The sequence below is a fragment of the Photorhabdus sp. RW14-46 genome (assembly GCF_963887965.1).
GTDB lineage: Bacteria > Pseudomonadota > Gammaproteobacteria > Enterobacterales > Enterobacteriaceae > Photorhabdus > Photorhabdus laumondii.
In genome coordinates, this window is record NZ_CAWPHH010000022.1 from 33,392 (window position 1) to 47,422 (window position 14,031).

At 40.5% G+C, this 14,031-nt stretch carries 19 protein-coding genes; 6 read left to right on the forward strand and 13 right to left on the reverse strand.

Going from position 1 to position 14,031, the window contains the following annotated elements; all coding sequences use genetic code 11:
* The first annotated feature begins 378 nt into the window (after positions 1–378).
* From AACQ38_RS16420 to AACQ38_RS24135, 3 genes are all read left to right on the forward strand, one after another.
* Complete coding sequence (locus AACQ38_RS16420; protein ID WP_242685608.1) at positions 379–897, forward strand: hypothetical protein; 519 nt, start codon at positions 379–381, stop codon at positions 895–897.
* Positions 898–912: 15 nt separating this feature from the next.
* Positions 913–1,443 carry a tail fiber assembly protein gene (locus AACQ38_RS16425; RefSeq protein ID WP_011144431.1) on the forward strand — a complete coding sequence of 177 codons (531 nt, stop codon included), beginning with the start codon at positions 913–915 and terminating at the stop codon, positions 1,441–1,443.
* Between the two features lie 79 nt (positions 1,444–1,522).
* Complete coding sequence (locus AACQ38_RS24135; protein WP_071824074.1) at positions 1,523–1,615, forward strand: tail fiber assembly protein; 93 nt, start codon at positions 1,523–1,525, stop codon at positions 1,613–1,615.
* Between the two features lie 57 nt (positions 1,616–1,672).
* Here the strand turns inward: AACQ38_RS24135 and AACQ38_RS16430 are convergent, their stop codons facing one another.
* The 9 genes from AACQ38_RS16430 to AACQ38_RS16470 all read right to left on the reverse strand — a co-directional run bounded on the left by AACQ38_RS16430 (position 1,673) and on the right by AACQ38_RS16470 (position 7,696).
* Positions 1,673–2,269: a tail fiber assembly protein gene (locus tag AACQ38_RS16430; protein ID WP_165578605.1), complete on the reverse strand. Its 597-nt coding sequence runs from the start codon at positions 2,267–2,269 to the stop codon at positions 1,673–1,675.
* Positions 2,269–2,757: a phage tail protein gene (locus AACQ38_RS16435; RefSeq protein ID WP_165578606.1), complete on the reverse strand. Its 489-nt coding sequence runs from the start codon at positions 2,755–2,757 to the stop codon at positions 2,269–2,271. Before AACQ38_RS16435 ends, AACQ38_RS16430 begins: the two co-directional genes overlap by 1 nt.
* A complete protein-coding gene (locus AACQ38_RS16440; RefSeq protein ID WP_011144434.1) occupies positions 2,757–3,884 on the reverse strand; it encodes a phage tail protein in 1,128 nt (375 codons plus the stop codon). Before AACQ38_RS16440 ends, AACQ38_RS16435 begins: the two co-directional genes overlap by 1 nt.
* Positions 3,881–4,495, reverse strand: a complete 615-nt coding sequence (locus tag AACQ38_RS16445) for a phage tail protein I (protein WP_011144435.1) — start codon at positions 4,493–4,495, stop codon at positions 3,881–3,883. Before AACQ38_RS16445 ends, AACQ38_RS16440 begins: the two co-directional genes overlap by 4 nt.
* Positions 4,488–5,486 (reverse strand): baseplate assembly protein, encoded by a 999-nt coding sequence (locus AACQ38_RS16450; protein WP_011144436.1) that lies wholly within the window; start codon positions 5,484–5,486, stop codon positions 4,488–4,490. The genes AACQ38_RS16445 and AACQ38_RS16450 overlap by 8 nt, the downstream gene beginning before the upstream one ends.
* A 4-nt stretch (positions 5,487–5,490) precedes the next feature.
* A complete protein-coding gene (locus AACQ38_RS16455; protein WP_011144437.1) occupies positions 5,491–5,832 on the reverse strand; it encodes a GPW/gp25 family protein in 342 nt (113 codons plus the stop codon).
* Complete coding sequence (locus AACQ38_RS16460; RefSeq protein WP_011144438.1) at positions 5,832–6,674, reverse strand: phage baseplate assembly protein V; 843 nt, start codon at positions 6,672–6,674, stop codon at positions 5,832–5,834. The genes AACQ38_RS16455 and AACQ38_RS16460 overlap by 1 nt, the downstream gene beginning before the upstream one ends.
* 371 nt (positions 6,675–7,045) lie before the next feature.
* Entirely contained in the window at positions 7,046–7,249 is a 204-nt protein-coding gene (locus tag AACQ38_RS16465; protein ID WP_011144439.1) for a tail protein X, read from the reverse strand.
* A 282-nt stretch (positions 7,250–7,531) separates the two neighbouring features.
* On the reverse strand, positions 7,532–7,696 hold the full coding sequence (locus tag AACQ38_RS16470) for a hypothetical protein (protein ID WP_164488458.1): 165 nt from the start codon (positions 7,694–7,696) through the stop codon (positions 7,532–7,534).
* 396 nt (positions 7,697–8,092) lie between these two features.
* Here AACQ38_RS16470 and AACQ38_RS16475 point away from each other — a divergent pair, with 396 nt between their 5' ends.
* Positions 8,093–8,707: a helix-turn-helix domain-containing protein gene (locus AACQ38_RS16475; protein ID WP_109791928.1), complete on the forward strand. Its 615-nt coding sequence runs from the start codon at positions 8,093–8,095 to the stop codon at positions 8,705–8,707.
* Between the two features lie 282 nt (positions 8,708–8,989).
* On the opposite strand, the gene AACQ38_RS16480 is transcribed toward AACQ38_RS16475, so the two are convergent.
* Positions 8,990–9,562, reverse strand: a complete 573-nt coding sequence (locus AACQ38_RS16480) for a recombinase family protein (RefSeq protein ID WP_011144442.1) — start codon at positions 9,560–9,562, stop codon at positions 8,990–8,992.
* 97 nt (positions 9,563–9,659) lie between these two features.
* Here AACQ38_RS16480 and AACQ38_RS16485 point away from each other — a divergent pair, with 97 nt between their 5' ends.
* Both AACQ38_RS16485 and AACQ38_RS16490 read left to right on the forward strand, forming a co-directional pair.
* Complete coding sequence (locus AACQ38_RS16485; RefSeq protein ID WP_165578607.1) at positions 9,660–10,718, forward strand: pyocin knob domain-containing protein; 1,059 nt, start codon at positions 9,660–9,662, stop codon at positions 10,716–10,718.
* Positions 10,719–11,144, forward strand: coding sequence for a tail fiber assembly protein (locus AACQ38_RS16490; protein WP_165578608.1), 426 nt, complete (start codon positions 10,719–10,721; stop codon positions 11,142–11,144).
* Between the two features lie 463 nt (positions 11,145–11,607).
* Here the strand turns inward: AACQ38_RS16490 and ykgO are convergent, their stop codons facing one another.
* The 3 genes from ykgO to glmS all read right to left on the reverse strand — a co-directional run bounded on the left by ykgO (position 11,608) and on the right by glmS (position 14,000).
* The gene (gene ykgO / locus AACQ38_RS16495; protein WP_012776225.1) at positions 11,608–11,748 is read right to left on the reverse strand and encodes a type B 50S ribosomal protein L36; all 141 of its coding nucleotides are present in this window, start codon (positions 11,746–11,748) and stop codon (positions 11,608–11,610) included.
* Positions 11,749–11,767: 19 nt separating this feature from the next.
* The gene (locus AACQ38_RS16500) at positions 11,768–12,022 is read right to left on the reverse strand and encodes a type B 50S ribosomal protein L31 (protein ID WP_011144449.1); all 255 of its coding nucleotides are present in this window, start codon (positions 12,020–12,022) and stop codon (positions 11,768–11,770) included.
* A 148-nt stretch (positions 12,023–12,170) separates the two neighbouring features.
* Positions 12,171–14,000, reverse strand: coding sequence for a glutamine--fructose-6-phosphate transaminase (isomerizing) (gene glmS / locus AACQ38_RS16505; protein WP_011144450.1), 1,830 nt, complete (start codon positions 13,998–14,000; stop codon positions 12,171–12,173).
* Positions 14,001–14,031: the final 31 nt, after the last annotated feature.

Sequence of the window (14,031 nt, forward strand, 5' to 3'; positions counted from 1 at the left end):
GTGTGGGAGATGGTACAAATCAGGTTGCTTAATTTATTATTTTTTCTAATTATTCAACTACCTGTACTTTATAGAAAGTGGAAAAGGAAACCTCTATAAATCAATATCTGTTTCTTCTGTCGTGAACTTTTAGTTCTGTTCATTGATTATTTTTTCACAGATTTTCCCTACAAAAATAGATGATAATTTATACACATCAACGCATTTCTCTGTAAACCACAGTTCTGGTCATTTATTGACACCCGAATATAGCCAATCTTCGCCATATGTAACCCTGCCTAATACCAGTATGAGACTATTATTGTCGAAATTATCACGGGTTGGCGAGCTTTTAAAAACCTTGGTTTGATAGAAACCGTTACTAAAGCCGCAGACGCGTTGCAACGCAGCGGTGGCAATGTAACAGGTGACATAACTATTACTACTGATTCTATGCTGAGTTGGAACAGAAACACCGACTTTGCCTCTATCGGTTTTAAAAACACCGGAGATGGTGATGCAGACTCCTATATGTGGTTTAAAACAGGGGATAATGGTAACGAATATTTCAAATGGCAGCATGCCCTTTCTGGAGGGCCAACTAATGAATGGATGAGCCTTAAATCTGATAATCTTCGGGTTAGAGGGTATCAAGTCTATCATGAAGGACATAGACCAACCGCTGCGATTATTGGCGCTTATACAAAATCGGAATCAGACACGCGTTATATTCAAGATATTCGTTTTGGTGCCAAAGAGAGCGCGCAAGTACAGAAAAGTTCTGGAGATACAAACGCAAGTGGGTATGCCATTACTGCTGTAATAAATGGAAACAGAAATGAGCTAGTTGACACCGTAAACCGTAGGCCGATACAGAAGAAAGTTAACGGCATATGGATGAATATATCCAATATTTAGTAAGGTGATGAATATATGCAAAACATTAAAAATTTTTCCCAATATACACCTGACTCAGAACAAGCCAGAAAAATCATTGAAGATTTTAATGTCATTTATTTGAAATCAGAAGACGGTCAGGACTGGTATGAATGCCAGAAAAGCTTTAATCCTGATACAATCAAAGTAATGTATGATTTTAATAATGTAATCCGTTCTATATCAGGAGATGTATCAGCTTTTAACCCAGAGGGAATGAGTGTGGCTGAAGTAAGTAATCTGCTTGATTCTTGTGATATTTCAGGCCAATGGCAATATATAAATGGCGCTATTGTTCCGCGTAAGTACACAAAGGGCGAGTTAGTTGCTCAAGCAGAAAGACGTAAAGAAGAATTGTTAGCCCTTGCCAGCAATACTATTGCTCCCTTACAGGATACCGTTGAGCTAGAAGAAGCAACTCTGGAAGAGATAGAGCGACTCAAAGCCTGGAAAAAATACCGAATGCAAGCAAACCGCATTGATCCCACCATAGCACCAGATATTGAGTGGCCCGCACAACCAGTATAAATAATATAGGCCCGCCGTTCACAAACCGCAGGCCTTTTTCTACTCTGACTCTTTAGGTTAATCAATAAGTATTTACCTAATGTGCCAGGTCTTATTGGAATGGAAAAAATACCTAGCCATACTAAACCGGGTTGATACTTCAAAAGCATCGGAAATCGACAGGCTAACATAGCCTGTCATCACAGAAAAAAGACCGGGGACAGGATAATGCCCGGTCTTGATAATTTTATTATTTTGGTATTTGTGGCCAATCAATATCTGAAACCATTGAAGTATCAACACGGCTCAGTAATACCACATATTTCTTCCAGGCAAGCAATAATGCTTTTTCTGTGTCAGAGGCCATCTCAGTCTCAATAGCATATTGCAATAAAGTCATGGCTTCATCAGCCTGTTGGCGAAGAGTGACACGGTGTTGTTCTGCCTGTTCAATCTGACTGTTTTTTTGAGCTTCAATGTCCGTTACCCATTTTTCACCATCCCACTTATCAAAATCAGTGTTTGGTTGTTTGCACGTCAGTGTTTCTGGTAATTCGCCCGGTTTAATGATTTCCTTCTGTTCCCCAGTTTGGGTGTCGTAAGCTATTTTTCCTCGATAATCTGGTACAATTTGCCAATCGGTTAAATCAGATGAACGGCAGGCGATATATCCCTCTTCGGTATCAGGTGGCACGTCTGTGCAGGAATTAGCAGGAAGACCGACACCAACGGGAAGATACTCATCAGAACTGTTTAAATATTCCAGCGTAATCGCATCGTAATTAAACACAACGATACTTCCGGTACTGATAGCAATATTATTTTTATCCAGTACAGCCTTATTCATCAGGCAATCCTCACAATATAATTAAATGCCACGTTTCGTGGGCGTGTTTCTATTCCTGTTGAAGCAGCAATCGCATTATCCATATAACCGAAACCACCAGCTCCCATTCCCATAGCGATGCCTAGTCCGCGAGGATCAATACCGTAGTTAACGTTTTGGTAGACACTATTGAGAATATAGCTTGGTGTACCCACCTTCTCAGTTCCACCATTTGAGTTGGACCACATCCGTCCAATTCTGTGACTATGTGGAGCAATATCTGCCAATTGAAAGGATAGGAGATATCGACCGACATCCACCCCACGTCCATCATCCCAGCCCCGGATAAATTCACCACGTAAATCAGGTAATCTACCACTGGGATAAGTTTCCGCTAATTTGGGATATAAAGACTTATCAAAGATTGCCCCATTACATTTCACCCAACCATTTGGTGGTATGTCAGTCGGTATTCCTCCCGGGATCTCTTCAAGTACAGACATGAGCATTATGCTGCCCTTACAATATAGTTAAACGCTACGTTACGTGGCCTTGATACCCCTATATAAGCTGCATTGGTAGTCCAGGTTGTTGCTGAACCTCCAGAAGCTCTAGCTCTTAATGGAATATCTTTATTTTGGGGAGTATCCCATTGTAATTTCGTACGCTCATTAACTGAGAAGTTAACAACATTATCAGCAGCTTGTTGAGTTTCCTGTAGTAAATAAGACCCTTCTTGCCATACCAATAATGTACGGTCTGGATCAACGCCACGTTTGTCATCCCAACCGCGAATAAATTCCCCGCGCAAATCGGGCAAATTACCACCAGGATAAGCCTTGGCTAATTCCGGAAATTTCGCTTTATCAAAGGCCGCACCATTGCATTGTAACCACCCATCCGGCAGTGTTGCCGTCGGCCAAGGAAGTGGTACACCTATCGGAATTAGCTTTTCCAATAAACCAAGGTTTTTCACAAAAGCATTTTTATCTAGGATATCCGCGCCATTTTGGTTTTTTGCCAATTTACTATTAGCATTATCATAAGCTGCTTTTACCGCTTTGGGTGTTGCTGCTGTAGTTTCATCATTACTGTTAATGGCACTATTAAGTTTTGTAAAACCTTTCTCTGTCAATGTGGCATCTGGGTGATTACGGCTTTTTTCATGTTTCTGGATAGAGCTATCTACATAATCACGAGTCGCCAGAACGACAGAGGGATCGATTTTCAGCGTTACCGAATCCGTATTGCTGACAATCAAGATCATTCTGATAGTTTGTGTTCTACCCGAACCTTCCTGTAATTGTGGTTTATAGGTTTCCGGGCAGTTTGCTACTGCAATCAAGTTACCTTCACCATCAAACAAACCAATTTCACGCATCCACCAACCACCCTCACCTTCAGGGATAATTTGTTCGGCAATAATTTGGTTTGTGTTTACCGGGTCGACACTTAATGTATTAATTGCAGCACGACGCTTTTCATTAATTAATTTTGTCTGATTGACATCAGGATCTGGTAATTTACCGCCACCGTCACCAACAGCCATGTGAGTAATATCGACTTTTGTCCCCAAAGCAGCAGCGTTCGCCAGTTTCGCCGCGCCTAGGTTAGTTAAAATTGCAAAGTATTTCATGGTGAAACCCTCAATGTATCTGTCTCGATCAAATGAATTGCAGCTCCTAAAGGAGCATTGTCGCTAGTTGTGATGACGTCAGGGAGATATTGGTAAACAGTGAGGTCATCTCCACTATAACTCGTCGCAGCGCAATAAAACTCGCCCTTAACATCCAGGTTGATTGACAAACCTATCAAATGACGGCTTACAGGCTTGGCATCAGAAATTAGCCGTTCCAGCTCTAAAAAAGTTTCTTCGGTGATCCCATTTTCCTGTACCCCTATCGCCAACCGGAATGTGCCCGGTGTTTCGTTGTTCAGCCACCATTCCTTTATTTGAATGAGATAGCCAAGCGGTTCTACCACACGACGGACAGCACCAATGGTTCCCTTATGTTTGTGCAGAAATAGCGAATTTTTTATTACGTCCCGCTTAGTGCTTACAGGCCAGTTTTCGTCCCAGCGATCAACCGACCACGCCCACGCCAGATAGGGTAGTAATTCCTCAGGGCAAATATCAGGATTCCAGAGTTGGCGAAGTGGTACTGGAATATTCTGCAATTGCGAACATGCCTTAGCAGCAGCCAATTCCAAAACCGTAGAACCTGTTGGTAACAGGCGGTCATTCATCAGAACCTCCCACTATCAAACCTGGATTTGGCTTGGAACAATCATCAGTTTGTGTTTTCCCTATTTCCAGTTTTGCACCGGTACAATAAGGAGCCTGATCTTTACACAGAATTATGTCCTTCGTCGGGGCTCTCAGTTCTACCTGTTGTACTCCTGCGACATGCAGGGCAGCATAAATGGCAGATAACCGAATATCTCTCCCCAACTTATGTTGATCTAGCACGTACTTATCCATATTTTGTTGAGCCAGTTTACGGATAGGTTCAGATTCAGGTGTCGGATAGAGATAAAGCACAGCATCAATTTGATATTCCACTATGTTGGCTGACTGTACTTTTACCCGATCAGCAACCGGTCTGACGTTTTCGTCATTAAGTGCCGCAATCACTTTATCCAGTAACTCTTGTGAAGCTACACCGCTATGCTCTTTATCCTCTTCGTCTTCTTTATCTTTTTCCCATTTCCATTTCCGCGACAAAACAGTCACCGTCACATTGGCTGGTGATGGGCTGACGACGGAAACATCTGCAACAGTTTGATATTCGCCTTTGTATTCATTTCTATTAGCATGAATACTTTCATTAACTTTAAGGGCATGATATTCATACGCACCTATCGGCCCTGCAACACTTAGCCCTTCGAAGGCTCTTTGGATACGATCACGGAAGGTACTATCAGGCTCCATAACTGCCCGAGTAACGTTATAGTTCGCTCCTAACTGGTCTAAATCTCTATTGGTTGCATAGGCCAACATTACTGCACGAGCGGCTTCATTAACCCGCTGGCGCAATATCAACTCCCGGTACGCGTTTTCCTCAAGTAACTTAACCAGAGGTTCGGATTCCAATTCCAATGTTCGTGTAATAGCATCCCGTTGCTCTTCAGGATAAAGAGATATTAATTTGGCTTTACGTTCAGCCAACAGGCTTTCATAATCCAGTGGCTCGACTACATCAGGTGGCGGCAACTGGCTTAGATCAATGGTCGGCATTGTTTTACCTCACAGGGATAGATAGAGAAAACCCCCCAGGGGACAGCTGATAATGACCAGAGATATCTACTGTCATTTTGCCGTCTTGTTGGGTATTTATGGTGATAGCTGTCAGATTAATTCTCGGTTCCCAGCGGCTGATAGCTGTATAGGTGGCTGCCATCATTTGCAGGCGTAGAGCCGCGTTCTGTGGCCAGTCAATTAATTCGGGTAGCAGGGAGCCATAAGTACGACGTTCCAAACGACTACCAACGGGGGTTAGTAAGATGTCGCTGACAGACTGGCGTACATGATCCAAATCCGTCAGGCTACGACCGGTTTGTCGATTCATTCCAAGGTACATCATTATACTGGGCCTCCTGTTGTTGCACCGCCTGCCATAACGCCGGTATGTTGGTGAGAATGTAAGGTCACACCATTAGAACTGAGTTTTCCGCCTGTATTTTCGACATTACCTTCTAGTTTCGTGTTTCCTTTCAACGTCAGTTCTGATGCCTTCAATTCGATTTTTTCTTCTGCTTCACACTTGACTTCATGTGATTTCAGTTCGAGCTCTTTTTTTGCATCCAGCCCAATCTTGTTGAGTGCTTTCAAGTCAATTTTGTTTTTTGCATCCAGCCCAATCTCGTTGTATGACTCCAATTTAATCTCGTTATATGACTCTAGTTTTATTTCGTTGTTTGCTTTTAGTTTTATATTCGTCGCTTCAAGATCTATAGAATATGAAGCCTGTACCTTAGCAGTCTTAATACCTGTTACCTTTAAGGCTCCAAATTTCGGCTCATATTCCATTCTTGCCCCATCAGGAAAAACAATATGAACAGCTTGTTCAGAACGACCCGATGGTGCCGCAGATTGATTAGAATAGATGGCTGGTAATCCACTATCAGGAAAATCAATATGGTCAAAAGTCGATGGCTCCGGAAATTGATTAGAATAAATAGCTGGCAATACAAAGGAGGTGGTCAATTCACCACCAACAGATAACAGCAAAACTTGCTCACCACGGCTGGGAGCCCACCAAGTTCGGGAATTACCTGCTCGCATTGTTAACCAAGGCCGCCAGTCAGTTTCGAGATTGCCTGTTGCAATCCGGCACACTCCCCGGTTGGTATCTACCTCGGTAACAACACCAGTTCTGATCAGATTACGCAATAAGCGCAAAAGTTCTGTTAGTTGTGTATCCATGTTTGGAAAAATGCCATTTGGTGGTTGTGGGTTTATGTATGAAAGAATGCCAGCAAAGACAGTTGCCAACATCAAAGAGGAATTGTAAGAAAGACAAAACAAGTTTCTTGAAAAGGGAAAATATAACAACATAAATTAAAAAGCCCTTCCCGTAATCGAGAAGGGCCTTTATGTAATCTATGTTACTAGGTAATTCTTTTGTTAAAGTTTGACTCTAATAGTTGAAAAAATTCAATTTTGCGCTGCTTGACTATATATTAAGTATAACGTTCCAGTTCAACTGTATATTTATCTAGCCAGAATAGATAAGTTTAATTTCCTGATATAGAGTGATAACTCTGTTTAAAACCATCAAATTAGTATGGATATCTTTAATCCCATAGTTGCAAAATAGGTTTCGTTGTAGCTGTCATAATTTCCGGCATCTCAACTTCTGTGCCATGCGGCAGGATTACACCGTATTCAGCCAAACCTGGGTTAACTAATAGTACCTGTTCTGTCATGCCTTGAGTCCGACCATAATGACGCCAGCATAAAGCATCAACAGTATCATTCTGCTGTGCAATTATTTTCATTAGGTATACCCCCCTCTAATTTAGTCAATATTGTTAAGTTAAAGTGTTATGGTGCGCTGAATAGTGGGAGAGAACCAATGAAACAATATTGTTAAGGAAACAGTACAAATGAGAAGCAAGAAGCCACTTTTCAGTGGCTAATTTATAATTAATCATATCTTCCAAAATTTGCTGAGTTCATAGGCAAAGTCTATTTCTCAGCTCATTTTCCAATGCAATCATTATCAACTTAGAAACTTTAGATTATTTATCATACAGAATTCCCACATTTATCTGCCGCATTTATTCTTCAAGCGTTTCGTGGTGGTTAATAAGTTGTTCTGCAAGTGGTGTCGACAACTCAGCAATCCAAACTAAAGCAAGTTCTTTATCTTCAGCATGATTACATTCACAGCTCGTTGCCATTCTGGCTATAAAATTAATACGTTGCGCTATTACTGATTCCATAAGAAAGTCCACTGACAAACTTACCTCCGCATAACATAACTGTATATAAGAACAGTACACTTTGATTAGAAAAATTTAAAGTGGTTTTTCATCTTTTTTGAGAACTATATTTGATAGTGTTAATATATTAATTATTGTTTTTATTGAAATAATTAATGGTTAAAAAGGTTTCTTTCCAATCACAATCCATTGTAATTAATAAGTTTTTCTTATTTTATCGATTAGAAGATTTTTTCTCTTTATTTAGATGATATAGTTTCACAAAGTATATAGATTGAAATTTATATGCCCATGATGCAATATCCCCTATCGGATCTAATAAATTTATTTGGGATCACTATAGCTCTTAATCAGAGGGCTTTGTGGAGATGGCAAACTCACCAAACTGTACTTTCAATGAAAAAAAACATAACTGAGATAAAAATGGGTGCAGATAGTGGAGGAAAACAAGCTATCGAACGCCTTGTTAGTGCATATGGGTTTAAATCGCGTCAAGCATTGAGCGACCATTTAGGTGTGTCTAAAAGCACAATGGCGAACCGTTATTTAAGGGACAGCTTTCCAGCCGATTGGGTTATTCAATGCAACCTTGAAACCAATGCTTCATTGTTATGGCTAAGCACAGGACAAGGAGAGATGTTCCCTGATCGAGAAAAGAAAAAGGAATCTTTAAAAAACATTATTACCCCAAAAATACAACGCGTTAAATTGGTTGGTGGAAAGCTAAGCGATGACGACCCAGTGATTTTAGATAATCAACTTATTGCCAGAGAAATAAAAAAACCTCTTATTATCGATAATAATAATACCTGGTATTTGCTAGATACAGAAGAACATGATGTTCAGGATGGTTTATGGTTAATTGATATTGAAGGCATGCACAGCATTAAAAAAATTACAAAAATCCCAGTCAGTAAGATCCGAGTTTGTGATAATGACGTAACTTTTGATTGTGCAATTAATGAAATCAACTTTATTGGTCGCGTTTACCTAATGATTTCCAGGTACTGACACACTTTTCAAGTGTAAATTAATTTACTTAGATGTATAAATCCTATGCTGATGGCAATTCGTTACCTAAAAACGTCCAGATGCAGTGGATTTCATACACAATAGATTCTTTTGCTAGCAATAGCTGATTGTCAACTTATTCCGTTGTTTCTTTATCTTATAGTGCGGCAGACGTTTTTTGTATAGAAAAGAAACGTGATATATTTTGCATAAATTAATAACCAATTAGCCTTGGACATTACGAATACAAAATTAAACATTTAACTAGCCGCACTGCAAATACTAATTTGATCGACAATTTGTTTTATTTACTGGAAAATATTTATATATTGTAGATAACGATATGTTGTAAATTAATGATAACTGTTTCCGTGTGTGGCCTTTCGCCAGCAATCTTGCTGCTTGTTGTTGTTCAACGAATGAAAGTGATACTGGTCTACCACCAATTCGCCCTTGGGCACGAGCCGCTATTAATCCTGCATTCGTTCTTTCAACGATTAATTCCCGTTCCATTTCAGCCAGTGCACTCATAATGTGAAAGAAAAATCTCCCCATAGAAGTGCTGGTATCAATGCTATCAGTCAAGCTTTGAAAATGAATACCGCGTTCACTTAAATCAGAAATTAAAGTTACCATATTTTTTACGCTACGCCCCAATCTATCTAGTTTCCAAACAACTAGAGTGTCACCTTTTTTAAGTTGTTTTAAAGCTCGTTTTAAACCTGGTCTGTTGGATGTTTTTCCACTAATTTTATCCTCAAAAATTTGCTCACAATTTATACTTATCAATGCGTTTCGCTGTAAATCACTGTTTTGGTCATTTGTTGACACCCGAATATAGCCAATCTTCGCCATATGTAACCCTGCCTAATACCAGTATGAGACTATTATTGTCGAAATTATCACGGATTGGCGAGTTTTTAAAAACCTTGGTTTGATAGAAACGATGAATTTGGCTAAAGGAGCAGTGCCGAATAGCCGGAAAGTGAATGGCAAAGTTCTGACTGAGGATATCAATATTACGTCTCAGGATATTTTTAATGGGCAGGCAATATCCATCCCCGACAAAGCCGATTTAAATGATTATCAAACACCAGGTCTTTATTATCAGAGTTTAAATGTACAAGCGGGAGCAGGTAATAACTATCCTGAACCACTTGCAGGTTCACTTGTCGTTCTGAAAAATAATGCTGTGACTCAACGCTATTTTGTTTATAACAGCAGTCGGGTATATACGCGCGGCCAATATCATAATTTACCGTGGACACCTTGGGCCCAAGAATATAACACCCTGAATAAACCAACTACGAGTGAGCTTGGTTTGATAGAAACAGTGAATTTGGCGAAAAATTCGGTGCCTAGTAGCAGGAAAATCAATGGAAGAGCACTGACTAATGATATCTCTTTGAATGTTGCTGACATCGGAGCAATGAATGTTACCAGTTTGGGAACCATTGGAAACGGTAGTCGGTTTAGTAATTATGTATTGAGTGGATTCTATGACGTAACTGTTTCAAATCCGTCTTCTGTCCCAGATTTTCCGCTGAATTCCGCAGGGTATTTATACGGAGATGGAATTTTGGAAGCATTGAATGGAGGTAACGTTATTTTCCAGCGTTACACATCTCATCATGGACAAGAAGCCGCTCGGCAATCTTGGGATAGAGGAAACACATGGGGCGGGTGGGTTCCCCAATTGGTTAAAGATTCGACACTTTTGGAAACTGCGGGATGGATTCAAGATCATAACACCGGGGTCATTACAGCATGGACGACAGGTGAAATCGCGACAGAAGAACTCTCAATGCAGGTTCCGTTACCAATAACTTTTCCAACAGGTATTTTAAATGTTCAGGTGTCAACCAAAATACCTAAATATGACGTCCACGCTGACGGTTTTTGGCAAGTTATTGACTGGGATAAAGCATCAGTCACTGTGGAGCTGCAATTAGTTACAGGTGGTGCATATAATCGTCAATATCGACCTATGATTTATGTTGTGGGGTATTAAATGAGGTATATTTATAGCCCAAAATCAAATTCATTTTATCCGGTTGAACTAAAACAACGATATATGGCTTCTGACTCATGGCCTGAAGATGGTATTGAGGTAAGTGAGAAAATTTATTTAGAATTCGCGTCGAATGGCCCACCGGTAGGAAAGCGCCGTATTGCCGATTCTGATGGGTTACCTGCATGGGGTGATATTCCGCCGCCATCTCAAAAAGAACTGCAACGTTCGGCAGAACGAAAGAAACAGTATCTGATGTCACAGGCCGCAAATACTATTGCACCATTACAGGACGCGGTTGATTTAGATATTGCTACGGATAAAGAACAAACCATACTAACTGGATGGCGTAAACACAGGGTGTTGCTCAGTCGGGTGGATTGCTCAATTGCCCCTGATATCGTATGGCCGGAACAACCGAAGTGATGACAGGATGCGTAACCACAAACATTATTAGCCATTGATCTCATACTAATTCAGACATGGACGTCTAACCAACATCATTCGGGAATATCACAAGGTTTTCTATCTGCAACAGAACACACTCTATGAAACATAAAAGCGCAAAGATTTGTCAGTATTCTGTCTTCATGTTTCCAGTGTTATCACCGGGACTCTACCCTATGAATAATAAGCCCATATTGCGAACTGCACCCCAAATTTGGGGTGCCTACACTTTTCAGCCGAAAAAGCCGAGCTTAAATTTGCGTAACTTTGAAACAGCTATCCTTAAATAAAGCTGAGGTTAGTTATCTTAAACTTAATTACGCTAACTACACTCCCAAATAAAGTTTAGGTCAGTTATTTTCAAGATAATCAGAAGTAAAATTAAATATGGACAATAAACCCGCAGTTATAAGCTGCGAGTTCTACCATTAGCAATTGGATATCAACGTTTCTTTTTCTTTCCCTGAACTGCCTTAAAACGCGGATTAGATTTACAAATAACATATAATCGACCACGACGGCTGACGATTTTACAATCCGGATGACGAGTTTTTGCTGTTTTAAGTGAACTTAACACCTGCATTTTTCCATGATCTCTCAATTTATTTATTACCAATAAAACGCCCGAATTTTTTCTGGAATCGCGCAGTGCTGCCTTCCTGAGATAAAGTTTTCTGCTTACCCGTATAGAAAGGGTGTGATTCCGATGACACATCAACAGTGACATATGGATACTCTTCCCCATTCAGAGTAATTGTCCGTTCTGTGCGAATCGTGGAGCCAATTGTAAAATAGGCATTAGCACTGGTATCGTGAAATACAACTACCCGATAGTTTGGATGGATATCTGGTTTCATAATTTCGCCAAATTGTAATAATATAACATTACAATAGCGTGATTCATTTTTATCGGCAAGAAAATAATGAGAAATTTTCTCAGTTCAAAAAAAAGCCTCTGTATTTTTAATGTACAGAGGCTTATTTCAACTTCTTACTATAAAACGATTATTCTACAGTCACTGATTTAGCCAAATTACGAGGCTGATCAACATCAGTTCCTTTGATCAGAGCAACATGATAGGAAAGCAATTGCAGTGGTACTGTATAAAATATTGGTGCAATCAGCTCTTCAACATGCGGCAATGGAATAATCTTCATTCCTTCACTATCGGTAAAACCCGCGTCCTGATCAGCAAAAACATATAGCAATCCACCACGGGCACGTACTTCTTCGATATTAGATTTCAGTTTTTCTAGCAATTCATTGTTCGGTGCTACAATGATAACCGGCATATCTGCATCAATCAGTGCCAATGGCCCATGTTTTAATTCACCGGCAGCATAAGCCTCAGCATGGATATAAGAAATCTCTTTTAATTTCAGAGCACCTTCAACCGCAATCGGATATTGATCACCACGGCCAAGGAATAAAGCGTGGTGTTTGTCAGAAAAATCTTCCGCCAGCACTTCAATAATTTTATCTTTCGATAACATGCCTTCGATACGGCTTGGCAATGCATGTAATGCATGAACAATTTCTTGCTCCTGTTCTGCATCAACACCTTTCAAACGTCCAAGGTAAGCCACCAGCATCAGTAATACTGTCAACTGAGTTGTAAATGCCTTAGTTGAAGCAACACCAATTTCTGCACCAGCTTTGGTCATCAGAGCAAAATCAGATTCACGTACTAATGAAGAACCCGCTACGTTACAGACAGTTAACGATGTGAGATAGCCAAGTTCTTTGGATAAACGCAGTGCTGCTAATGTATCCGCAGTTTCACCCGATTGAGACAATGTGATCAGTAAGCTTCCTGAACGGCGTGCTGATTTGCGGTAACGAAATTCAGAAGCAATTTCCACATCACAAGGAATACCAGCCAATGCTTCAAACCAATAACGGGAAACCATACCTGCGTTATAGGATGTACCACAGGCAACAATCTGAATATGCTCTACTTTAGCTAATAATTTAGCTGCATTAGGGCCAAGTTCAGACAGATCTACTTGTCCATGACTCAAGCGCCTTTCCAAAGTGCTTTTAATTGCCATTGGCTGTTCATAGATCTCTTTTTGCATGTAATGACGGTAGATACCTTTGTCACCAGCATCGTACTGAATATTGGATTCAATCTGTTCCCGTTCAACCGGTTTGCCCTGAGTATTAAAAATACGCACAGTACGACGAGTGACTTCAGCGATATCCCCCTCCTCAAGGAAGATAAAACGACGAGTAACAGGCAATAGCGCCAACTGATCAGACGCCAGAAAGTTTTCTCCAACGCCCAAGCCTATAACTAAAGGACTGCCCGATCTTGCAGCAATTATTGTTCCAGGATCACGGCTATCCATGATGACTGCACCATAAGCACCACGCAACCGAGGAATAACTCGTTGAATAGCTTCCAACAAAGTACCACCTTGTTTTTGTTCCCAATGAACAAGGTGAGCAATAACTTCTGTATCAGTATCCGAGATAAACTGATAACCGAGTGCAATTAATTGAACGCGTAATTCTTCATAGTTTTCAATAATACCGTTGTGAACAACAGCAATATAATCAGATACATGCGGGTGAGCATTTTTCTCGTTCGGTTCGCCGTGTGTAGCCCAACGGGTATGAGCAATACCTGTCCCACCAAGGACTGGCTGCTTATCAACCTCATCAGCAAGTACTTGTACCTTACCGACTTCACGCAGGCGGAACATATTTTTTTCGTTATCAACAACCGCCAAACCAGCGGAGTCGTAACCACGGTATTCCAAACGACGAAGTCCTTCAATCAGGATTTCGGCAATATCTCGTTGTGCTACTGCACCAACAATTCCACACATCAGTTTTATTCCTAAAAATAGGGCTGATGAA

What these genes read in the sequence shown, in the direction of transcription:
- AACQ38_RS16435 (WP_165578606.1), bottom strand. Translation starts at nt 2,757, where the DNA reads ATGCTCATGTCTGTACTTGAAGAGATCCCGGGAGGAATACCGACTGAC.
- AACQ38_RS16425 (WP_011144431.1), top strand. Translation starts at nt 913, where the DNA reads ATGCAAAACATTAAAAATTTTTCCCAATATACACCTGACTCAGAACAA.
- AACQ38_RS16430 (WP_165578605.1), bottom strand. Translation starts at nt 2,269, where the DNA reads ATGAATAAGGCTGTACTGGATAAAAATAATATTGCTATCAGTACCGGA.
- AACQ38_RS16465 (WP_011144439.1), bottom strand. Translation starts at nt 7,249, where the DNA reads ATGAAAATAATTGCACAGCAGAATGATACTGTTGATGCTTTATGCTGG.
- ykgO (WP_012776225.1), bottom strand. Translation starts at nt 11,748, where the DNA reads ATGCAGGTGTTAAGTTCACTTAAAACAGCAAAAACTCGTCATCCGGAT.
- AACQ38_RS16500 (WP_011144449.1), bottom strand. Translation starts at nt 12,022, where the DNA reads ATGAAACCAGATATCCATCCAAACTATCGGGTAGTTGTATTTCACGAT.
- AACQ38_RS16450 (WP_011144436.1), bottom strand. Translation starts at nt 5,486, where the DNA reads ATGCCGACCATTGATCTAAGCCAGTTGCCGCCACCTGATGTAGTCGAG.
- AACQ38_RS16490 (WP_165578608.1), top strand. Translation starts at nt 10,719, where the DNA reads ATGAGGTATATTTATAGCCCAAAATCAAATTCATTTTATCCGGTTGAA.
- AACQ38_RS16480 (WP_011144442.1), bottom strand. Translation starts at nt 9,562, where the DNA reads ATGGCGAAGATTGGCTATATTCGGGTGTCAACAAATGACCAAAACAGT.
- AACQ38_RS16460 (WP_011144438.1), bottom strand. Translation starts at nt 6,674, where the DNA reads ATGGATACACAACTAACAGAACTTTTGCGCTTATTGCGTAATCTGATC.
- AACQ38_RS16455 (WP_011144437.1), bottom strand. Translation starts at nt 5,832, where the DNA reads ATGATGTACCTTGGAATGAATCGACAAACCGGTCGTAGCCTGACGGAT.
- AACQ38_RS16445 (WP_011144435.1), bottom strand. Translation starts at nt 4,495, where the DNA reads ATGAATGACCGCCTGTTACCAACAGGTTCTACGGTTTTGGAATTGGCT.
- AACQ38_RS16440 (WP_011144434.1), bottom strand. Translation starts at nt 3,884, where the DNA reads ATGAAATACTTTGCAATTTTAACTAACCTAGGCGCGGCGAAACTGGCG.
- AACQ38_RS16470 (WP_164488458.1), bottom strand. Translation starts at nt 7,696, where the DNA reads ATGGAATCAGTAATAGCGCAACGTATTAATTTTATAGCCAGAATGGCA.
- glmS (WP_011144450.1), bottom strand. Translation starts at nt 14,000, where the DNA reads ATGTGTGGAATTGTTGGTGCAGTAGCACAACGAGATATTGCCGAAATC.
- AACQ38_RS24135 (WP_071824074.1), top strand. Translation starts at nt 1,523, where the DNA reads ATGTGCCAGGTCTTATTGGAATGGAAAAAATACCTAGCCATACTAAAC.
- AACQ38_RS16475 (WP_109791928.1), top strand. Translation starts at nt 8,093, where the DNA reads ATGAAAAAAAACATAACTGAGATAAAAATGGGTGCAGATAGTGGAGGA.